Consider the following 22,513-nt stretch of genomic DNA (forward strand, 5'->3'; position numbering starts at 1 on the left):
AGCCTGCCTCTCAGCCCCACGAAGGGTGAGATATTATACATTTTCAAAAAGCGGGGTGTAGGAAGTGTTAAGCTTCAAAGCCTTCATTTCCTCGTTAACATTGTAAATCATACCGCTAAAAATCAAGAAAGTACCAGGAATCATACTCAGTTGCAGGTAATCTGGATTGACCAAGATAATCAGCATTGGAGTACCTGCCATAAAAAGCATGTAAAGGGCACCAATGAAACCAAATCTAAGCACCAAATGGTTGATATAGTCACTGGTTTCTTGGCCTGGATAAACACCGTAGATGTACTCACCTGACTTGCGCATACGTTCTGAGATTTGCTCACCAGAGACATTAACAAAGGCAAAGGCTAACCCTAGAACGAAGAGCATGACTAGATAAATAACTAACCAAAGAGGCCGACCGACCGTCAAGGCCTTGATAGCCTCACTAGCCCACTTATTCTCAGGATGCATAAACTGAATCAGCATAAAGACATACTGTGGAATGCTGACCAGGGACATGGCATACATGAAAGGCATCCCCCCGGCTGGATTCAACATAATATCCAAGTAAGAATACTGTTTGAAGCGGTTATGAATATTGATTTTATTGATTGGGATACGATATCTAGCCCTCTGCACAATCCCTGAAACATAGAGGAAAATCAAACTGAATAGAATCAGAGGAAGTAAGACATCCCAACCAATACCTAATTTTTCAATACTATCCATGATTTGATAAGGCAGATTGGCCATCATACTTGCCATCAAGATGACAATGGAGCCTCCAATCCCAAAGAGGGAGTTGAGGTCTGATAGCCAAACCAAGAAAAAGGTCCCAGAAATCAATAAAATAGTATTCATGAAAACGGCGAGACCGCCATTAACCCCAGAAACGATAGGTAGGTTTAAGGACACTGCCAGAGATTGGACCAGGGCAATTGCTAGGGTCAAGTACATTCTTCTACGTTCCTGAATCTCGACGGGAAGATTTTTTAAGCCCATTTTCTTAGAAAAAGAAAACATCTGCCAGAGAATCATTGCTGACATCCAGGGTGACAAGCCTACTGAAAAAAGAGACACAGAGCTGAGGTTTCCACCCATCATGGCACTAGAAAAACCCAAGGAACCCATGGCTCCCCCAAAGATAGTTGCATTTTTCAAATCCACAAACGGTAGAACCAAGCGATTTCCTAAACAATAAATAAAGAGGAAAAAGACGGTCCATAACACACGTTTGGTGATTATCGATTGACCAATTTTTTTCACTGTTACTCCTACTTCCTGCCCTATAGACAGACTAATATTTTTCGTTAGAAATGAGACATAAACTAAATTTCAGACCACTTATCCAAATAAAGGATTATAGGCTCTTCTTACGCATCTGGCGGATGGTCTCAGCCATCTCTTTCCAACGATCTCTTGAGTAGGTCTGTTGGTTATGCTTGGTCGACTTGAGGTCCTCAAATCCTAAAATTGGTTTATTTTCAAACCTAAAGGCATCAAGAATTTCCACTACTTTTCTGCCTGGATTGATATCCAAAAGCAGGTCACTAGTACGCACCAATTCCAAATCTAGCCCATTTAAACCTGCAATGTCTGAGTAAACCGTCACATTTGGATAGGTAATCAATTGGGCCAATTTGTCTGACACATGCTGGCGTGAGGCAATTTTAAATTGTACCTTAGGAAGAGCCGAGATTAGATCCGTCAAATGAGGGATTTCTGAAATGTTGGTGTAAACTAAACATGTAAATGGACGACCCTTAGGATAAACCATGTCCTCTGAAAGTGGCAATAAGGAAGCATTTCCAGCTACTTCAGACCAATCCATTTGGGCATAAAACCACCAGACCTCCCGATAAGCTTGGCAAGCCAAAGGTAACCAGGGCTTACGGTGTGAATCATAGTGTAGAACCTTAGGATAGTCTTGACCATTTGGCAAATGGTAACCAGCTAGACTGGACTTGGTCACAGCATAGTTGTTGTCAAAAGACAAAGCCAACCAGTTGTTACGAAAAACCATATTAAGAATTGACTGCTCCGCAAATGGTACCTTATCATGCCATTCGCTAGTCATGTCAATAAGGTGACATCTCATATTGAACTGCTTCCAATAAGCCATATCAATCACCATGAAGCTAGCATCAAACATCTTCTGACGATTCTGAACTTGAATGGCATAGTCACGTACAGCAGCCAAAGGACGGCCTTGCAAATCAAGGGTAAAGAGATCTTCTAGAGAACCAGTAACCACCATATCACTATCCAAATAAAGAGCTCTCTCCTCAGATACAAAGTCCGTCACAAAATAGCGTAGATAGCTAGCATAGTTACCATTGGTCTTGTATTGCTTGATGTGACTACTATCTACACGACAGTTGATCACTTCACTGCCAAAAGCAGCTAGATGACGGTTGAGCCCCCTAAACCACTCTTGAGAGAAATCATCGTTAATCAAGTAAAAACGAATGTTGCGATGATGGAAAACGATAGATTTTATGGTTGTAAGCACTTGGTCAACATAGGCATAGTTAGCTGCTAGGACAATAGCATGCTTTTTAGTCTCATAACGTTGAGGAGCCAAGCTCAAAACTTGGAATTTTTCCTGAATTGAGCGATAGGCTTCAGAATCTGTGAGACCTTGTTCTTCCACATTTTTCAAGCAGGCCTCTAGCATCTGACGATAGGTAACCATGTATTTTTCCAGAGGGAAACCATGGCTAGCAACAATAGCCAAGCGTTCCTCCATGGCATAAACCAAAGTCATCATCCAATCTTGCATCCAAGTCGCCGGTGGCATCTCTGGACTCTCACGGTAAACATAAAGTCCCTTATTGAGATAAACCGTACGGTCACTCATGAGATAGGCCTTAAGGTTGAAAAAGCCATCTTCTCCTGCATGCTCTTTTGGGAAAAGTAAGTCATTAAACAAGGAACGTTTGTAGAGTTTTCCAGTGGCTGAGATCAGAGCAATATTGATGTTATTGCTTTCTTCAAAGAGTCCATCAATAATCTGAGCGGGTGAATAGACCTGTTCGTAATAATCTTCATCCTTGATATAAACATAAAAGAGATCTTCCGATTCCTTATAAACACTGTAATTAGCTACTGCGATATCTGCCTTGTGAACTTGAAGTGCCTTATAAAGCTCCTCTAGATAGGTTGACTCTACCCAATCCTCAGCGTCCACATAGGTTACGTAAGCTCCCTTAGCCTGACGAATACCAATATGGCGAGCATCTGAAAGCCCTCCATTATTCTTTTTAAAATAGAGGATACGAGAATCCCTAGCGGCATAACTACGGCAAATGTCATCACTATTGTCTATTGAGCCATAATTGATAAGGATGATTTCAATATTTTGATAGGTCTGACCCAAGACACTGTCTAGACAGGTCTGGAGTTGATTTTCTACATTGTAAACGGGAATAATTACGGAAATTTTTTCTGTCATTTTTTTCTTATTTTTTCTAGCTAGTGCATTTTCCTGTCTCAAACTTTCATAAGATATCAAGACTGTAAACACATTCTATACACTTTTTCCTTGATTTTATAGAGACACAACTATACTAAATTATAACATAGCATCACTTAATTTTCTAATAAATTAACATTTTCAATAAGAGGACAAACTAATTTCCTTTTATTTTCAGAAAAAAACTGATAGTTAGGAAAATTGAGATATGTAGATAGAAGAAGAGATAACTCCGATGAGAAACTATTTCTTAGAACGATTAAAATGTTTTGACGAGAATTCTTAACACCTTAACTCATCTCACCCTTTATCCACAATCTTAATACGGCTACTGCCATCATGCGACTTGATGATGGCTAGTTGTTGGGCGATGCCTTCTTTCATGTCGTCCACGTGACTGATGACACCGACCATGCGGTTTTCACCGATTTGTTCCAGAACAGCGATGGCCTTGGTCAAGGCTTCCTTATCCAGTGATCCAAATCCTTCATCGATGAAGAGAGCTTCAATAACAGCCCCCTTGCTGGTATTTTGCACCACTTCTGAGAGAGATAGGGCAATAGCCAGTGCGGCGATAAAGGTTTCACCACCTGACAAGGATTTGACGGAACGCTCGCTACCTGTCAACTGATCATAGACGTTGATATCTAAACCAAAGTGATCACGCGCCCTACGTCCTTCCTCGCTCAAGACAAAGGAATAGCGATTATCCGTTAAGAGACCGATGTAGTTGGCATTGGCATAATCCAAGATTTGTTGGAAATACTGACGGATAACATAGACTTCCAGATTAAGACGACCAGTCAGAGCCGTATTTTCTCCCTTAACCACCTTGACCAAATCACTGAGCTCTTGGTGGACCTTGAAGGCATCTAGGTTGCTATCTTGAAGGGTTTTAGCCGCTTGGTAAGTAGCCGTTGCATCCTTAAGGCCCTTCTTCATGACAGAAACCTGAGCGAGCTGCTTGTCATAGTTTTCCTGACAAGCCTGTACTTCTTGCGCTAGACTATCTAGATCGGGTTGTTCTTTATTTTGGAGAAGCTCTTGTCCCTTACAAATCTGCGCCTGTAACTCTTGTTTGAGAGTTGCATAAGTCGTTAATTTGGCTTGAAGCATAGGAATAGCTTGATTATTTACTTCAAGAAGCCAGAGTTCGACCTGCTCTAAGTCATTGGTGAGGGCCCCTTCAGCCTTGATACTTTGCTCTAATTCAGCAGATAACCGCTTAACGTCTTGTTCTAACTTCTCTTTAGACTTAGTTATACTCTCAAGCTGCCCTTTGATTTCTCTAATATCGGCATGAAGTTGGTTATAGACCTCACCATTCTCCTTGACCTGCTTCTCATAAAGAGCCAATTCCTGCTTAGCATGTGCAATACGATTTTGATAAACCTCAACAGACTCAAGCTCCGGATGAGCTTCTTGTAAATCCCTTAGGCGTTCCTTAGATTGTTCCAGCACTGCCTTAGCCTCTTGATAGGTTTTAGCCGATTTTGTCAATTTTTCCTGAGCTTTACCTATCTCATCCTGATATCGGACACAATCGTCCTCTTCCTTATCAAAGCGTTTTTGTAACTTTTGATAATACTTCTTAACCTTCAGGAGTAGGGCTTGCCCACGGTCAGCTTCATAGTGCTCTGAAAAATCAAACTCAAACCGTCCCTTAACTTGCTCTTCTAATTCTTGATAGTGCTTTTCAAGAGTTACCTTGACTTTAGTCACTTGATCAAGCAAATCTTGACGTTTAGATTCAACTTCGCTCAAGGTAGCCTGACGATTTGACACAGTAGCGACTTGCTTTTCCTTTTGAACTTGAAGCTTCTCCACCTGATCCATGAGATTTTTCAAAGCCACTTCATCAGCTTGTGCTCCACCAACATTAGGGTGTTCCAGGGCACCACAAACCATACAAGGCTGTCCTTCTTCTAACTCTGCTTGCAGTTGGGCAATCATGAGTTGACGGCGTGAAGCCAAAGTCGTTCTTAGCTTCTCCTCCAATTCTTTGAGGCTTTCTTGAGCTTGGTCAATATCAAAAGATAGCGTTTGACGACGTTTTTCGGTCTTTGTCAACTCCTCATTCATACCCTCTATTTCATTTAGGTCTTGAGCCAGTTGATTCTCCACGCTGTAACCCACAGACTGAAGGAGTTTTTCGGCCTCATGCAAACTCTCTAAACTAAGACGATTAGCTTCCAAATCTGACAGAGACTGGTTAAGAGTCTCGATCTCTTTTGAAGCCTGCTGATAGGTTGCTTCCAACTGCTTGTAGTTAGTAGTTGAACCTTTAATTTTCTTCTGCTCTTGGGCAAGACTCTGAGCATAGATAATATCCTCTTTCCACGCTCCCAGTTTCTCTTCTTTTTTAAGAAAATCCTCAGATTGAACTGCGAGTTCCTCTTTTTGAGCCTCAACGTCCTCAAACGCCTGACGCTTTTCACTTAATACTTCTTGAGCAATATCAAGATCCTGCTCTAATTGTATCAACTGTTTCTGATATTGCTTCAAGCTACTAATGGTTTCTTGTAATCCTTGAGCAAACTGTAATTCCTCCAGATGCACTTTTGCCTCTGCCTGTCCCTGAGCTCCCTCCTCAATTTCCAGACGGTAACGCTCCTTGGCTTGCTCCACTTCTTGGAAAATCTTTGCCAAATCTTGGGCAGTTTGCAAGCTCTTCTGCAGTTGTGCCAAATCCTCATGGGCATCCTTCAAGATGATTTTTTGCTTCGTAACATTTTCTTGACGCTGAATCAAAAGCTCTTCAAGACGTGCCAGTTTTTCAGAGGCTGGCGTTTGGGCCAAGACGGCTAATTCTTCCTCAGACCAAACCTGACTGGCAAAATGACCATCTAGCTGAGCCTGACGCTTTTCCATATCCTTATTACTCTGACGAAAACGCTCTTCCAAGCTCTTTTGAAAATGGTCAAAAATACCCGTTCCAAAGATTTTCTTTAAAATTTGAGTCTTGGTCTTAGAATCTTCTTTCAAGAAACGGCTGAAATCATTTTGTGGAAGGAGGATAATCTGCTTGAACTGCTCGGCATTGAGACCCAAAATCTGCTCAATCTGATCACTCACTTCCTTGATCTTATCCCCAAGCTTTTCAATTTCCTGACCACCAATCTTATCCACAATGACTAGAGAAGCCGTCGCCTTTTGCATGGTAGTGCCCCCACCTCGCTTGGCTCTCTCCTGCTGGAGCATTCGCTCAATGCGATAAAGATGCTTGCCTTGTTGAAAATAAAAGGTTACCTTGGTCAAGTCATCCCCTGGACCAGCGAAGGTTGACCTCATCTCCTCAACATTGCGGTCGCCACTGGTTGTGGCAAACAAGGCAACCGTCATGGCATCAAAGAGTGTACTCTTACCAGCCCCTGTGTCCCCTCCAATCAAAAAGAGGGGAGCATGGTCAAACTGGGTGAAATTGATGACTTCCTTACGATAAGGTCCAAAATTGGTCAATTCTAACTGGACTGGTCTCATTGTCCACTCCTTCCAATCTCCTCAAAAATACTTTCCACAAGGGCAGTCTGTCTTTCAGACAAGACATCGCCACCAGTCACTGTCTGGTAAAAATCAGAGACAATTTCCTGCGGCGACTGCATTTCCAAATCTTTTAAGTGCTGATCTACAGTCAAGCTTTCTTCCCTGACATCACCTAAACGACTGAAAGTGATTTCTACAATGTCTGTCCCATAAATCTCTTCCAAACGGGCACGCACATTGATGCCCTCCAATTCCTTACGGCTGGACAGTTGAATATCAAAGGCAAACCAAGCCTTTTGACAAGGCTGCTCCTTATAAAATTCAGGTGACATCAAGGTTTCAAAAGGTTCCTGAAGGGTCACGATTGGTCGTCTGACCTCTAGGGAATGGAAGGTCTGGGACAAGCTACCAGTCGCATCCAATTCAACAATATAGACACCCTTCTCTTCCTTACGTTTTGCTTCTTTGACATTAAAGGCGACCGGGCTGCCTGAATATTGCACACGCTTTGTCGGACTGGCAAAGCGCGTATGAATATGCCCCAAGGCCACATAATCGAAAGCCTTGAAAAGGTCACTGGTCACATTGGTGAGCCCACCCACCGTATTACTGGTTTCAGACAACATCAATTCTCGAAGACCTTGACCATCGCTATCATCCTTCTTAGAAACTGCAAAATGCGTCACCAAGACATGAGCTTTGTCAGGATCAAAAGCTTTTTCCATATCCTCAAGAATGTAGGTCAAGGCATCACCAATCCCCTGAATTTCCTTTTCCTCATCATCCTTATAGTAAATACGAGCATCAATAGGATCGATAAAAGGCAGCAGGAAAATCTGGCAATTCTCCAACTCAATAGGCTCAAAAGCCTCCTCCAAACGTGTACTTAAATGAAGGCCCTGATGTTGAAAGAAGTCACGCCCAAAATGTAAACGTTCAGCCCCATCGTGATTACCACTGATCGCATAGACAGGAATCTGCTCCTCCAGTACCAAGCGGGCCAAGGTCTTATTAAAAAGCTTAATCGCATCCACAGGAGGCACCGCACGGTCATAGAGGTCCCCAGCAATGATAACCCCATCCACTTTTTCGCTAATAGCAAAATCCACAATTTGTTGAAAAGCCCACTCCTGCTCCTCCAACAAAGACCAGCCATTGAGGGTTCGTCCTACATGCCAATCTGACGTATGTAAAAACTTCATGACAACCTCCTCATTCATTTTGTCTTACTCTATTGTACCTTATCAAGCTAAATACTGCTTAAAAGTTTCACAAGCTTTGATAGTTTTCCCGTTTTTTAGCTGTAAAGACCAAAAAGTTAGACAATTTATGTAAGCAAAGGATTTAGTTCTGTATTGCACAGGATTGAGCCCTTTTAGTTTTACCTTAATGCGTTTGTTGTAGTAATCAATATAGTCTAGACTACCCTGCATCAATTGGTTAAGTAATTTAAATACCTCTAACCAAGAAAATCAATATTATCTATTCTTTTAATTAACTTTTATAGATTCTAAGCATTATCATATAGGTTGGTACTAGTGCACATCTTGTATTTTAGGCAATAATATTTACTCACTTTTCGTTATTGTCAGTACCGATCCTTTTTAAATTTTTCACTATGAAAACCTAAAAACAATCCGAACCCTAAGGGCTCCTGACTTTACTTTATTCTAGGCCTTTTTATCCGTAGCTTGTTAGCTGACTTGGAACTAGGCATGTAGTATTTACTATTTTCCTACTTGAGATTTTTTATAAGTCACATGCATGATTCCATCTGAACGAATGGTATGATTTTTATTTCTTTTAGAGAAACACCGGTAATAGCTAATTCCTATCTTAAATCACTTGAAATATATTTATAATGTGTTGGAGTGCTAATCAGTACCGCTTGTAGATTTTTGGAAGATACTAACACACTAATGATTTAATCCCCTTTAAAACATGAAAAGAGAAGTCTCCAAAGCTTCTCTTTTCTACCATTTGTCAAGTATAATACGGTTTCTGATTCAACATTATTTCTGAAAGTGCATAAAAGGAATTTTTTGAGGAATAGTTCAAGCCATTTTTTCTGACATTTGAGCATATAAAAACGACACCTTATCTGGTATTTTTTGAAATAAGGTGTTAGAATTATAAAGCATAGACGACTTTAATGACTTTTGGCTAAAGTATAGTCGTAAAGTTTATTATGCATTATAAGATAGTACATTGTCCTAATGAGGCGATGTATAGAGGCAATCGTATGTGGCTTAGTTGAAGTTGTCTGCGATTGTCTTTTTCGTTTCTCATAGAAATCTGCGATATGGCAAGGATTGGTATGACTAGCTGAAGCGATATTGTGAATACATTTATACATAATTTTTCTTGCATAAGGATTCCCACGCTTAGTGATATGCTCTTGAGCTAGGAAATCTCCCGATTCATAGTGTTTGAGATCAATGCCGATAAAAGCGTTGATTTGATTAGCAGACTTAAAGCGACGAATGTCTCCTAATTCGCCAATAATGCTTGTAGCCGTTGTTTCTGCGATACCAGGAATAGAGAGAAGAATCTCATATTCAGGTAGAGGTTCAGCTAACGCTATCAACTGTTGTAAAACTTGTTCCCGACGGTTTGTCAACCTTATAAGTTCCTGTGCATTATACTTAACCTCTTCTATCATAGGAGAGGTTTTTGAAATGGCAGAATAAGATTGCTTTGCCAGTCCAACTAACTTCTCGGCCAAGTTACCTACTCTGTTCTCTGAAATGCGTTTAGAGGTTGAGTTGCGGATAGTCTCTTTCAACTCAACTTCTGATAATTCCAGCACCCAATGCTTTGTTGGGAAGATGGACACGAGATTCCAATATTGCTCACCTGTAGGAGTAGATAGTAGATTCTCGATTTCTGGGAAGGCGACTTGAAGAACTTTGTGCAGCCTATTCTTTGTCCTTACGATATCCTCTGTCAGATTTTGGTAGAATCGGCTAAGATCATGCAAGTTTTGATAGACTTCTTCTTGAACGTAAGTTGGTTTACGATTTAAAACAAATTGTGACGAAGCTAGTTTCTCTGCGTCAATCTTATCAGTTTTCCGAACTCGTAAGCTATCAAGTTGCTTCTTAGCTTCCAAAGGATTAAGACGTGTATAGTCATAGCTGTTTTCTTCCAGAAAAGCCTGGAGTCGGCGAGAATAGACACCAGTAGCTTCGAAAATAATTTCGGGGTTGCTCACGGTCTTTAGATCCTTCAGTAGATGAGAAAATCCGATAATGTCATTAGGCATAGTATAGCTATGAACCCTTTCACCATTCACAAGAATAGCGACTTCTGAGCTTGCTTTACTCACATCGATACCAAAAACTGTCCGCATTATGTTTACCTCTTTGTCTTGAATGATTCCTTATTTTAGTGATTTCATTTTCAATACTCGACGTCTAGCGTCCAACATACTTTGATAAAATTCCATCTAAAACAGGTGTCTTGCCAGTTTTATATACGACGTCTAGCGCCAAAAGAAGCCACGACTTAACAAGACACCTCTACTTTAGCACAAAGAAAAAGTAGTGAGTACTCTCTCCCGTCGGAGATTTCTTCACTACTAATCTTAGTATGTTTTATATTTATCAAATAATGTACAACTAGATTCCTAACAACTACCTAATTTAGTGGTTCAATCATGAAGCTTAATTGATAGCTATCTGCTGAGCTAAGCAAGAATTCGTCATGAACTGGAGCACCCCATGAGTCGTCACCACCGACACCCATCTGAGCTGCAAGAACTTTAATCCAAGTAGCGTCAGATTGTTGCAATTCATATTGATGACGAGCATTTTCAATTTGTTCAGTACTGTTGCGCAAAGCACTGAATTCGAATGCTTTATTAAGTGCAGTGAATTTAAGACCATTATGGTTATCATCAGAAACTGTAAATTCACGAGTACCATAGTGATTACCAGATTCTTGTGGCATTAGATATGGAGCAAATGTCTTTTCAACAGAAGTTTCATATCGACCAAGATAGGCACCAGAAAGTTTATCAAGGTAGCTTTCTTCTGCACCGTATCCATAGTAGCTAAGGTTTGTAAATTGTGAGCCGATAGCAAATTCTAGACCAAATTCAGGGAAGTTTGGCAAACCTGCTTTACCATCATAGTTTGCAGTAACAAAGATTCTACCCTTGTAATCAACTTGATAAGTTACCTTAACTTCGACATCAGACAAGCCTGGCAAATCATGAACATAAGTCACTTTAACAGAGTCGTCTTCGATTTGAATTTGAGTATCTGTAACTTTACTATAGTTTCCAGCAACCTTCCAGCCTGCCATTTCGAATGGATATCCAGCACCACGATCGTTGTCAGTGTAAGCACGAGTAAAGTTAAGTTTAGGACCTTTCTCAATGAATTCAACACCATTATACTTAGCAGATACTAGAGTATTTTGTGCACGTGAAAGCAAGATTGAGAAGTTTTGTCCTTGAATTCCGATGTTGAAGTCGCCTTCAACAACATTCAAAGGGGCTTTAACTGGTGTTTCAGTGCTAATCTTTTCAGCAACATATTGACCACGAACAATTTCATAACCCTTTGGAGCCCATTCAGTTGCTTCCTTCTGAATACAAGCAACTTCGTAAATTCGTTCAGCATTTGAAGATCCAACTGCGAATTCAACTGGGAATGTTGCTTCTTCACCTTGTTTAACATCAAAGTGATATTCACTTTCACTAACTTTTCTACCATCTTCGTAAACTCTAGCTAGGAAAGTATATGCAGAAAGATCTTCAAAGACATTATCATTCTTGATAGTTACTGATTTTTCATCAACAGCAATCTTAATATTAGAGTAAAGATGTTTAACTGTTTGAAGTTTTGGAGTTAGGGTACGATCTGCGAAGACAATACCATTTCCACAAAATTCGTAGTCAGAAGGTCTATCATGCCAGTCACCACCATATGATAGGAATTCGCTACCATTTGGAAGTGGTTTATAAATAGCTTGGTCAATGAAGTCCCAAATAAAGCCACCTTGGTATTCTGGATATTTCTCTAAGTCAGTGTAGAGTTTCAATCCACCACCAGAGTTACCCATTGTATGCATGTATTCACATGAAATATAAGGTTTTTGAGGATTGTTAGTGAGATATTCTTCAATATCAGCTGGTTTCGCATACATACGACTTTCGATGTCTGTAATGTAATCAAATTCACGACACCATGTAACACCTTCATAGTGAACTGGACGAGTATTGTCAACACTACGGAAGTAATCAGCCATATCAGCAATGTCTTTACCGGCATATGATTCATTACCACAAGACCAAATGATAACACTAGCATGGTTCTTATCACGCTGGAACATGTTATCTGCCCGATCCAAACAAGCAGGCAACCATTCTGGTTCACTAGCTGGGATATTCCATGAAGGTTCACTTAGACCAAGTTTTTGCCATGTACCGTGTGTTTCAAGGTTGGCTTCATCGATAACATAAAGTCCATATTCATCACACAATTCATACCAACGTGTTTGGTTAGGATAGTGAGACGTACGAACAGCATTGATGTTATGTTGTTTCATCACTTTGATATCCCAAAGCATATCTTCTTCAGTGATACAACGTCCTGTTCTAGCGTTAAATTCGTGTCTGTTCACCCCTTTAAAGACAATTCTCTTACCATTCAAAAGCATGAGTTTATCTTTAATTTCAAAGTGTCTAAATCCAACTTTAACTGGAACGACTTCAACAACTTGCTCATCATCCAGAACATGAAGGGTCAAATTGTAAAGTTTAGGACTGTCAGCACTCCAAGGTTTGATTTGCAAATCTTCAAGACTTACAGATAGTTCACCGTCACCATTAACAGATTCATCACCTTCTGTAACGATACCTTCATGATGCGAAAGAACATATTTAATCTTCTTATCTTCATAATCACCAACAGTCTTCAAATCAATGTCCAATTGACCTATTTTTGTTTGGTAGTCATAATCTGCCTTAACAAAGAGATCCTGAACGTGGACTCTTGGAATAGCATACAAGTAGACATCTCTGAAAATACCGTACAGTCTCCAGAAGTCTTGGTCTTCCAACCAGCTTGCTGTAGAGTAACGATAAACAGCTACTGCCAACTTGTTATCACCTTCCACAAGGTAATCACTAATTTCAAATTCACTAGGTGTAAATGAGTCTTCACTGTATCCTACGAAGTTACCATTGACCCATACAAAGATGGAAGTGGCAACACCTTGGAATGAGATAAATACTTTTTTATCTTTTAAAGCCTCATTCAACGTAAAATGTTTGACATATGATGCAACTGCGTTTGATTCTTGAGGAACTTGAGGTGGACGAAGGAATTCTTTACCATCCCAAGGATATTGTGTGTTTACATATTGTGGAGAACCAAACCCTTGAAGCTCCAGGTGACCTGGTACATTAATGAAGTCCAAATCTGACTCATCAAATTCGGTTTTATAAAAGTCTTTTAAAACTTGATTTGTATTTTGAGCATAATGAATTTTCCATTTTCCATTAAGAGATTGTCTTAACTTCATCTCACCTTCAGAAAATTCTGCAAGTGATTCAAAATACTTGTGATCTGAGTGAGCACTAACTGTATTGACATTAACAATTGTTGGATCATTCAAATAGGTTTGAATTTTTTCAGTTGTTTTCATTCTTACTCTCCTTTTTTAAAAGTAACAACTTCAGACAAGGCTTTAACCTCTTCTCCAACTGTTTGTTCAAGGTGGAAAGCACTGAATTTTTCAGAATTAGTTACTGTAACAAGTACTGTATCATCAAGTCCATTTTGTTCAATAATTGGTGACCAAAACTCAAGAAGTTTTTGTCCAACTTCAACACGATCACCTTGTTCAACATAACTAATGAATCCTTCACCTTTAAGTTTAACTGTTCCAATACCAATGTGTACGAGAACAACAACACCATCATCACTTTCAATACCAATCGCATGACGAGTAGGTAGAATCTGACGAACTGTACCACTAATTGGGGCAAAAACCTTACCATCTGAAGGTTTGATTGCAAATCCTTTACCTAGGCTACCTGAAGCAAAGTGTTTATCACTAACGCTTGAAAGATCAACTAGTTTACCAGTTGTAGGATTTACAAGAGACACGATATTAGTACTAACTTCGTTTTCAGAAGTTGCTGCACTAAAGCGATGTTCCAATTCTTCAACAATTTCAGCGTGACGTGCTTCAGTCAAAGTGATTTTACGAGCAATGATGAAAGCTCCGATGAGCATAGCTGCAGCTGGGAAACCAAACATGCTAAGTTTAAAAATTGACTGTTGATGAGTTGTAATTGTTGATGCTGAGGCACCTGTTGTCATACCGGCAGCTACGGCAATTGTAGAAACAAGCCAGTTTGACATCGCACCACCAAGTTTATCAACAAGTGGACGAACTGACAAAGTAAGTGATTCATCACGGTGTCCCAATTTCCATTGACCATATTCTACTGAGTCAGAGATAATCATGAGGATAACAAGGAACACAAGAGGTTGTGGAATGAAGAAGAGTTCAGCTGCAGTCAAGATCATTGGAAGTGATGTTCCTGCAATACTAAAGATTCCGATACCACCGAGCATTACTGCAATACATCCATAGAACAAACGTTTACGGTTAAATTTACCAGCTAGGCTAGGGAAGAGTGAAACTGAAACCAAACCAACAACTGTATTCAATCCGTAAAGGATTGAGTATTTCCCTGAATCACCAAGGATAAATGTGAAATAATAAAGTTGAAGAGCATTAAGTGTATTAATACCAAGACCATAGAACCAATATCCGAGAGACAACCACATCAATTGGTCGTTTTTACCAAGAACTTTAAAGACTTGTTTAAGGCTAGTTTTTTCTTTGTTATCACGAAGTTTTGACTCAACTTCACGTGTACCAACACCAACAGCAATTGATGTAATCACACCAATGAGAGCAACGATAAATGCAAACCAGAACCATCCAGATTTATCTCCAGAGCCACTACTGTTCGTCATAGAGAAAAACAAAACGATTGGCATGATGGCAACACCGACAATATTGGCACCAATCGTAGAACCAATACGGGCAAAAGTTGCCATTTTTTCACGTTCGTGACTATCAAGAGACAAAGCAGGGATCATTGACCAGAAACCGATATCTTTAATCGAGTAGAAGACATCCATTACAAGGTAGATAATTCCAAAAAGTACAAGGTACAAGAAAGGATTTGTTTTATTCAAACCACCTAAATCGGTGAAGAGAAGCAACAAAGCGATAGAACTGATGATACCACCACCAACTACCCATGGTTTGAATTTACCATACTTAGTATGAGTGTTATCAATCATATTACCGATCAATGGATCGATAAATACTTCCAAGATACGCAAAATAGCGATAATGTTAGTGATTAATAGTACGTAGTGACTATTTTGCTTTGGATCACCTGTGTTAAACAAGTGAGTTGTCACAAACATGATAAAGTATGTTGACAACGTTGCATAGAAGACGTCGTTACCAAAAGCACCAGCTGTGTAGGATAGACGAGACTTCATCTGACCTTTAGATTTTCCCATTTCGAAAACCTCCTATCGTTTGAATACGTTTACATTATATGGTAATTAGTTTATGCAGTCAATAATTTTAGTGTTTTTTACTAAACTTTTACTAATACATGATTATTTTGATGAATTAAAGTATTGGAAGCCAATTTCATAGTTTACACTATGACCTTTATCTAAGATAATATCTCCAAAACCTTTGTGATTAATGGCATCTGGAAGGGTTTGAGCTTCCATAGCAATAGCTTCACGCCCTTTTGCCATTTTGCCTTTATCTCTTGCAAAGTAAATATTATCTTCGATATCATCCATCGTAAAAATGACTAAACCATTTCTGTTTGAGAAGATTTCAATACCATCTCCGCTTTCTTTGTCATGCAAAATAGCTACTTCTTTCACATGATCACAAGTTTCCCCTCCAACTACAAAGGCATCATCAAAACCATTATTTGCTTCAATTCGAGGTAGCAAGTCAGTTGTCTTTCTAAAATCATAATTCGTTCCATCTACATTAATTTTTTGTCCTGTTGGAATTAACTCAGAATCCAACTCTAAACGATAGTCTGAATAGATTTGTAACTCATGACTTGATAAATCCTGTTTGTCGCTAAGATTAAAGTAAACATGGTTCGTCGGATTAAAGACTGTTGACTCTGTAACATCGAAGGCTTCAAAGAGTATTGTTAAGCGGTCATTATTGTTAAGTCTATAACTAATAGAGACTGTCACATCACCAGGAAAGCCATCTACACTTGAATAAAGTCTTCTAATAAATTTTGTCTCAACATATTCATCATTCAGGTTTGTGACATAGTTCCAATTTTGAACCTGCATTCCTTTTGGACCGCCATGTAAGCAGTTTTCTCCCTCATTCTTAGGAAGGCTATAAAGAACCATATTATGAGTATACGAAGCTTTCCCAATTCTTCCAGCAACCCTACCAATGGACTGGCAGGCACATAAATTATTCTTATAGTAATCCTCGTAATCACTGAAACCAAGTACTATATTTTTAAGAGCACCAGTTTCCGTTGGAACCAAAAACTCCTGAAGTGTAGCACCTGTTGTGAGTGTGGAAATGACAACACCATTATTATTTTCCATTGAAATTTTACTGACATCGCCTGAATCAACTTTTCCAATAATTTCGCAGCTTATTTTCATATTATTTCCTCAAAAAACAAAGAGTACAACAATTATATATACTCTTTGACCCTTTGTTTATTATTTTAATTATCCTCGATCATCGTACCCTTTTGGATGGCTAGAATGCCATGCCCAAGCACTTGCGATGATTTTTTCGATGTTATCAAATTGTGGTTTCCAGCCAAGTACTGTACGAGCCTTTTCAGAAGAGGCAATCAATGTATCTGGATCACCAGGACGACGATCAGCTTTCTCAGCTGGAATCTCCTTACCTGTTACCTTGCGAGCTGCTTCAAGGATTTGCAGATTTGAAAATCCTGTTGAAGAGCCTAGGTTGAAGGCTGTTGACTCATTGCCTTTGCGGAGATATTCCACAGCCAAGAGGTGGGCATCTGCCAAGTCAAATGGATGCACATAGTCACGAACATTTGTACCGTCTGGAGTATTGTAGTCGTCACCAAAAATCATGATTTTTTCACGAACACCTTGAGCCACTTGGAGAATAATTGGCAAGAGGTGGGTTTCAGGACCGTGGTCCTCACCGATAGAACCGTCAGGCTTAGCCCCCGCTACATTAAAGTAACGAAGAGGAACATACTTGATGCCGTAGGCTTGGTCTGACCACTTCATGATGGTTTCCATCATAAGCTTGCTTTCACCGTAAGGATTGATTGGCTTTTGTGGTGTGGTTTCAAGGATTGGTATTTCCTTAGGAATACCATAAGTTGCAGCTGTTGATGAGAAGACAATGTATTTAACATCACATTCGTTCATGACTTCAAGCAACTTCACCATACCAGCAGTGTTATTGTCGAAATACTTAAGTGGCTTTTCCATAGACTCAGCCACAAGTGAGTAGGCCGCAAAGTGAATAACAGCATCAACATCAGGGTTTTCCTTAAAGACCTTACGCATAAAGTCCTGATCTGCTAAATCTCCCTCGTAGAATACAGCGTCTGGATGAACTGCCGCACGGTGACCAGTCACCAAGTTATCCACGACAACGACTTTTTCTTGCCCCGCTTCAACCAAACGGTCCACCATGTGAGAACCGATGTAACCAGCCCCACCTAAAACTAAGATTGCCATTTCTTATCTCCTTTCTTCAGAAAAAACAATTAATCAGCTAAATTTACAAAATCTACAAATGCTTTAAACTGATCCAAGCCTTCACTATTAGTCTTATAAACACCTGCATCTTCTAGTACACGAGCAAAGATATCTGCAACAGATTGTCGAACAACTTCTGTTACTTCCTCAGCCGTAACATTTGGATTTTGAGCTTTGAGTTCATCTGCCCATTCTTGGTGAATTGGAGCAACTTGGTTACCTTGACCTAATAGATAATCTTCAACATCTTTAAGTTCTGTTTTCAAACGAGGTGGAAGAATGGCTAATCCCATAACTTCAATCAAACCGATGTTTTCTTTCTTAATATGTTGAACATCTTTATGTGGGTGGTAGATACCGTCTGGATGTTCTTCAGAAGTTTGATTGTCACGAAGAACCAAATCCAATTCAAATTTGCCGTCTTTTCTACGAGCAATTGGAGTAATGGTGTGGTGAGGTTGTCCATCAGACTCAGCCAAGACCCCAGCTTTTTCGTCTGAATAACCACGCCAGCAATTTAGGATTTTAGTTGCAAGAGCGATAAGTCTCTCCTTGTCTTCACTTCTTAGACGAAGAACAGACATAGGCCAATTAACGATGCCAGCCTCAACATCAGAGTAACCATCAAAGCTAACTTTTTCTTTAATGCCTGCTACTTCCATTGGAAAGGTATGGCGACCACCTTGATAGTGTTCATGTGTAAGAATTGAACCACCTACAATTGGAAGATCGGCATTTGAACCTGCGAAGTAACCAGGGAATGCTTCAACAATTGTTAGGAGACGGCCAAACGTCAATGGACTGATGTGCATTGGTTCGTGCTTACCATAAAAGAAGATAGAATGTTCGTTAAAGTAGGCATAAGGCGAGTATTGGAAGCCCCAGTCATTTCCTTCCATTTGGAAACGAACAACACGGTGATTGCTGCGGGCTGGGTGATTAATGCGACCCAAATAACCTTCATTTTCCATACAAAGTTGACACTTAGGATAATCGGAAGCTACCGCATTCTTAGCAGCTGCAATAGCCTTAGGATCTTTTTCAGGTTTTGAAAGGTTAATCGTAATTTCCAAGTCACCGTATTTAGTTGGTGCTTTATAAGCAATATTTTGTGCAATGGCTTTGACTTTCACATAATCATTTCGTTTACTTTGTGCATAAAAGTCAGCAATTGCTTGCTCTGGGTTAGATTTATAAGTACCCCAGAAGTTACGATTGACAACGCTCGGTCTTGGTGTAATTAAGTCCATGAGTTGAGCACCGATGATATCTTGTTCTTCGTTAAGTTCACCTACAGAACCAGCTTTAACACCTGCTTGAAGCAACTGGTCTTTAAGGTCAATCAATTCAGAGCTATCTGTTTCAACATCAGCAACTCCTTCTCCAACCAAAGTAAAAACTTTGTTTGTCAAATAGATACGGTCCAATTCCTCATAATCACTATTTTCAATAACCAGAGTTACAAAAGTGTTTACTAAATTTTCAGCCATAATCTCTACTTCTTTCTCATTAATCAAGTACTCGTGAACCACCTGCTACTTCGGCAATATAGAAGCTCGGTGCATAACCAATGACTTCTTCATAACGTTGACCAACTGCTTTTTTAAAGTCTTCAACTTTGTCTTTATTTACAAGTGCAATGGCACATCCACCGAAACCAGCTCCTGTCATGCGGGCTCCTAATACTCCTTCTTGTTCCCAAGCTATGTGTGCCAAAGTATCAAGTTCAAGACCTGTAACTTCGTAATCATGTTCCAATGACACATGAGAAGCATTCATAAGGCGTCCAAAGCCTTCCAAATCTCCTGCTTCAAGAGCTTTACGAGCTTGAAGTGTACGTTGATTTTCAAGAACTGCATGGCGTGCACGTTTGATACGGTTTTCGTCTTTAATCAAGTAGCTGTATGCGTCAAATGTCCAGAGGTCTAATTCACCGAGAGTTTGGATATCCAATTTTTCTTGTAGTTCAGATACTGCTGTTTCACATTCAGCACGACGTTCATTGTATTTAGAATCAGCCAATTCACGACGTTTGTTAGTGTTCATGATGACTACGACATTATCCTTGAGGTCAAGGGGTACCAAGTCATACTCTAGAGTATTTGTGTCCAAGTAAATCGCACGTTGATCAGCTCCCATACCAATAGCGAATTGGTCCATGATACCAGAGTTAACGCCAATAAAGTCATTTTCCGTTTGTTTACCGATTTTAACCAAGTCAAGGCGTTCCAATTTAAGGTCAAATAGTTTTTCAGCAATAACACCAATCAATAATTCCAAAGATGATGATGATGACAAACCTGAGCCGTTTGGAATGTTACCATAAATGTAAATATCCATACCTGAATCAATCGTATGCCCAGCTTCTTGCAAGAAATGAAGAACACCTTTTGGATAGTTTGTCCAGTTGTGTTCTTTTTCAAAACGAAGATTTTCAAGTGGCACTTCGATGATTCCCTTCTCTTCAAAGTTACCTGAGAAGAAACGCAAAACTTTGTCATCACGTTTGCGGGCCGCTCCGTAAGTACCTAAGGTAATAGCTGCTGGAAACACATGACCACCGTTGTAGTCAGTATGCTCACCAATCAAATTAATACGACCTGGTGAAAAGAAAGTATGATCTGCTTCTACACCAAAAACTTCTTTAAACTTTTCTCTTAACTGTGACGTCTTCATAGGATGTACCTCGCTTATTCTTTTATTTACACTGGAATTGTAACCCCTTTCACATGAAAAATCAATATTTTTACTATTTTTTTAGTAAAATATAGGTAAAAAAGAAAAGTTATGTTATACTGAAATATGAGGAGGCTACTATGGCTACATTAACAGATATCGCAAACTTAGCGGGTGTATCTATTTCAACTGTTTCACGTGTTCTTAATAAAGATGAAACTCTTTCCGTAACAGAGGATACTAGACATCGTATATTAACTATCGCTGATGAAATCGGATATACTAAACACAAAACAATTAATAATTCAAAAAAAGAAAAGTATCAAGTGGCAATTATTCAATGGGTTAGTGAAGAACACGAGTTAGATGACATCTACTATTATAATATTAGACTTGGTATTGAAAAAAGAGCCTATGAACTAGACTACGAGATGCTTCGCTTTTTCAACGACATTCCTTCAAGTCTAGGAGAGGAGGTCGTTGGTGTACTCTGTATCGGAAAATTTAGTCGTGAACAAATTGCGAAACTAGAAAGACTAAAAAAGACTCTGGTCTTTGTTGATAGTGATACTCTTAATCAAGGACATCCATGTGTTACTACTGATTTTGAAAACTCCGTACAATCGGCACTCTGTTATCTTAAAAAACAAGGTTGTAATAATATAGGCCTACTCATTGGGCAAGAAAAAACAACGGATGCAACTGAAATCATCTCTGATCCTCGTTTACGTTCTTATCGGAACTACTGTATGGAAAAGGGAATCTATGACCCTCTTTTTATTCTGACTGGTGACTTCACTATCCAATCTGGCTATGAACTTCTTGCTTCTAAGATTAAGAGTGGAGCTACTTTACCTGATGCTTACTTTGCGGCTAGTGATAGTCTAGCTATTGGTGCACTCAGAGCACTTCAGGAAAATGGTATCAAGGTCCCTGACGACATTCAAATTATCTCTTTTAACGATACAACTCTAGCTAAACAAGTGTATCCTCCACTTTCTAGTGTCACTGTCTATACAGAAGAAATGGGACGAACAGCTATGGATATTCTCAATAAACAATTCTTAGCACCTCGAAAAATACCAACACTTACTAAACTAGGAACAAAATTAACATTAAGAAACAGTACAAAATAGGTAAATCATATCTTCACTATTTTCTACGGTTTTGAGATCATAATTACAATATTCAGATAAATGATACCTTTTACTCCAATGTCTAGTTTTTTAGAGATAACGATTTGAACCATAAACCTGAATAGGAAAATAACATACATAAATTGATTTAAACTAGAGATTTTCATAGAATAACAAACACTAAGGAAATTCTCTATTTTTGAACTAAAGTTCAGTGTAAAAAGCGTACGCAAAACCACCACCTTACTGTACTGACCCCAAAAAGTTAGACAATTTATATAAGCAAAGGATTTAGTTCTGTATTGCACAGGATTGAGTCCTTTTAGTTTTACCTTAATGCATTTGTTGTTGTAATAATTAATATAGTCTACAATAGCTTGTTCCAATTGCTCAAGTGCCTATAACGTCTTCTCATAACCATAAAACATCTCAGACTTAAGAATGCCAAAGAAGGATTCCATCATGTCATTGTCTGGACTAATTTCCCTTACGTGACATGGACGGTTGGATTCCTTTCCCTTCTAAAAATCGATGATAATACTGATGTTGGTATTGCCATCCCTAGTCACTATGGATAAAGATTATAAGCAATAAATTCACTATTGAGGACATCTAAAACGAGTGATAAATAGAATTTTTGGCTACTTGCTGGAATGTTAAATTCTGTCAAATCTGTATAGCGCTTTTCCATTGTTTTAGATGCTTCGAACTGGCGTTGAATGAGATTCTCTACTTTCTTATCAACCTCTCCTTGATATGAAGAATACTTACGTCTACGACGAATTAGAGCGGTTAGACCAAGAACTCTCATCAGACGTTAGACCTTCTTATGGTTCACTACAAAACCACAATTCCTCAATTCATATATTTGACTTTTATCTTCATAACTCAATTTCATAATAAAAGCACCCCAAAAGTTAGATCTTTTCTGTCTAACTTTTTGG

Annotated in this window: 12 protein-coding genes and 2 pseudogenes; 1 reads left to right on the plus strand and 13 read right to left on the minus strand. The window is 39.2% G+C overall.

Annotated elements, in window-relative coordinates; genetic code table 11:
- Nucleotides 1–33: 33 nt before the first annotated feature.
- The 12 genes and pseudogenes from secY2 to EL076_RS06840 all read right to left on the minus strand — a co-directional run bounded on the left by secY2 (nucleotide 34) and on the right by EL076_RS06840 (nucleotide 20,433).
- Nucleotides 34–1,260 carry an accessory Sec system protein translocase subunit SecY2 gene (secY2, locus tag EL076_RS06780; protein ID WP_126429789.1) on the minus strand — a complete coding sequence of 409 codons (1,227 nt, stop codon included), beginning with the start codon at nucleotides 1,258–1,260 and terminating at the stop codon, nucleotides 34–36.
- 94 nt (nucleotides 1,261–1,354) lie between these two features.
- The gene (locus EL076_RS06785; RefSeq protein ID WP_003093361.1) at nucleotides 1,355–3,448 is read right to left on the minus strand and encodes a glycosyltransferase; all 2,094 of its coding nucleotides are present in this window, start codon (nucleotides 3,446–3,448) and stop codon (nucleotides 1,355–1,357) included.
- 321 nt (nucleotides 3,449–3,769) lie between these two features.
- A complete protein-coding gene (locus tag EL076_RS06790; RefSeq protein ID WP_126429791.1) occupies nucleotides 3,770–6,949 on the minus strand; it encodes an AAA family ATPase in 3,180 nt (1,059 codons plus the stop codon).
- The gene (locus EL076_RS06795) at nucleotides 6,946–8,154 is read right to left on the minus strand and encodes an exonuclease SbcCD subunit D (protein ID WP_126429793.1); all 1,209 of its coding nucleotides are present in this window, start codon (nucleotides 8,152–8,154) and stop codon (nucleotides 6,946–6,948) included. Before EL076_RS06795 ends, EL076_RS06790 begins: the two co-directional genes overlap by 4 nt.
- Before the next feature lie 135 nt (nucleotides 8,155–8,289).
- Nucleotides 8,290–8,406: pseudogene (locus EL076_RS06800) on the minus strand (IS3 family transposase); the annotation flags it as partial.
- Nucleotides 8,407–9,101: 695 nt separating this feature from the next.
- The gene (locus tag EL076_RS06805; RefSeq protein ID WP_003091867.1) at nucleotides 9,102–10,304 is read right to left on the minus strand and encodes an IS110 family RNA-guided transposase; all 1,203 of its coding nucleotides are present in this window, start codon (nucleotides 10,302–10,304) and stop codon (nucleotides 9,102–9,104) included.
- A gap of 287 nt (nucleotides 10,305–10,591) precedes the next feature.
- Nucleotides 10,592–13,609: a glycoside hydrolase family 2 TIM barrel-domain containing protein gene (locus EL076_RS06815; RefSeq protein WP_126429796.1), complete on the minus strand. Its 3,018-nt coding sequence runs from the start codon at nucleotides 13,607–13,609 to the stop codon at nucleotides 10,592–10,594.
- Nucleotides 13,610–13,611: 2 nt separating this feature from the next.
- Nucleotides 13,612–15,516, minus strand: a complete 1,905-nt coding sequence (locus tag EL076_RS06820) for a PTS sugar transporter subunit IIA (RefSeq protein ID WP_048787966.1) — start codon at nucleotides 15,514–15,516, stop codon at nucleotides 13,612–13,614.
- Nucleotides 15,517–15,618: 102 nt separating this feature from the next.
- Nucleotides 15,619–16,665 carry a galactose-1-epimerase gene (gene galM, locus EL076_RS06825; protein WP_048787965.1) on the minus strand — a complete coding sequence of 349 codons (1,047 nt, stop codon included), beginning with the start codon at nucleotides 16,663–16,665 and terminating at the stop codon, nucleotides 15,619–15,621.
- A gap of 69 nt (nucleotides 16,666–16,734) precedes the next feature.
- Nucleotides 16,735–17,736, minus strand: a complete 1,002-nt coding sequence (galE, locus tag EL076_RS06830; RefSeq protein ID WP_126429798.1) for a UDP-glucose 4-epimerase GalE — start codon at nucleotides 17,734–17,736, stop codon at nucleotides 16,735–16,737.
- Nucleotides 17,737–17,765: 29 nt separating this feature from the next.
- Nucleotides 17,766–19,247, minus strand: a complete 1,482-nt coding sequence (gene galT, locus EL076_RS06835) for a UDP-glucose--hexose-1-phosphate uridylyltransferase (RefSeq protein ID WP_126429800.1) — start codon at nucleotides 19,245–19,247, stop codon at nucleotides 17,766–17,768.
- 19 nt (nucleotides 19,248–19,266) lie between these two features.
- On the minus strand, nucleotides 19,267–20,433 hold the full coding sequence (locus tag EL076_RS06840; protein WP_126429802.1) for a galactokinase: 1,167 nt from the start codon (nucleotides 20,431–20,433) through the stop codon (nucleotides 19,267–19,269).
- Nucleotides 20,434–20,573: 140 nt separating this feature from the next.
- Between EL076_RS06840 and EL076_RS06845 the strand changes: the two genes are divergently transcribed.
- Complete coding sequence (locus EL076_RS06845) at nucleotides 20,574–21,569, plus strand: LacI family DNA-binding transcriptional regulator (RefSeq protein ID WP_126429804.1); 996 nt, start codon at nucleotides 20,574–20,576, stop codon at nucleotides 21,567–21,569.
- Nucleotides 21,570–21,850: 281 nt separating this feature from the next.
- Here the strand turns inward: EL076_RS06845 and EL076_RS10335 are convergent.
- A pseudogene (locus EL076_RS10335) lies at nucleotides 21,851–22,434 on the minus strand (IS3 family transposase); the annotation flags it as partial.
- Nucleotides 22,435–22,513: the final 79 nt, after the last annotated feature.

Source organism: Streptococcus vestibularis (assembly GCF_900636445.1).
Taxonomy (GTDB): Bacteria; Bacillota; Bacilli; order Lactobacillales; family Streptococcaceae; genus Streptococcus; species Streptococcus vestibularis.

Coding starts and splice junctions, on each gene's coding strand:
- EL076_RS06785 (WP_003093361.1), bottom strand. CDS start 3,448: ATGACAGAAAAAATTTCCGTAATTATTCCCGTTTACAATGTAGAAAAT.
- EL076_RS06790 (WP_126429791.1), bottom strand. CDS start 6,949: ATGAGACCAGTCCAGTTAGAATTGACCAATTTTGGACCTTATCGTAAG.
- EL076_RS06795 (WP_126429793.1), bottom strand. CDS start 8,154: ATGAAGTTTTTACATACGTCAGATTGGCATGTAGGACGAACCCTCAAT.
- EL076_RS06805 (WP_003091867.1), bottom strand. CDS start 10,304: ATGCGGACAGTTTTTGGTATCGATGTGAGTAAAGCAAGCTCAGAAGTC.
- EL076_RS06815 (WP_126429796.1), bottom strand. CDS start 13,609: ATGAAAACAACTGAAAAAATTCAAACCTATTTGAATGATCCAACAATT.
- EL076_RS06820 (WP_048787966.1), bottom strand. CDS start 15,516: ATGGGAAAATCTAAAGGTCAGATGAAGTCTCGTCTATCCTACACAGCT.
- galM (WP_048787965.1), bottom strand. CDS start 16,665: ATGAAAATAAGCTGCGAAATTATTGGAAAAGTTGATTCAGGCGATGTC.
- galE (WP_126429798.1), bottom strand. CDS start 17,736: ATGGCAATCTTAGTTTTAGGTGGGGCTGGTTACATCGGTTCTCACATG.
- galT (WP_126429800.1), bottom strand. CDS start 19,247: ATGGCTGAAAATTTAGTAAACACTTTTGTAACTCTGGTTATTGAAAAT.
- EL076_RS06840 (WP_126429802.1), bottom strand. CDS start 20,433: ATGAAGACGTCACAGTTAAGAGAAAAGTTTAAAGAAGTTTTTGGTGTA.
- EL076_RS06845 (WP_126429804.1), top strand. CDS start 20,574: ATGGCTACATTAACAGATATCGCAAACTTAGCGGGTGTATCTATTTCA.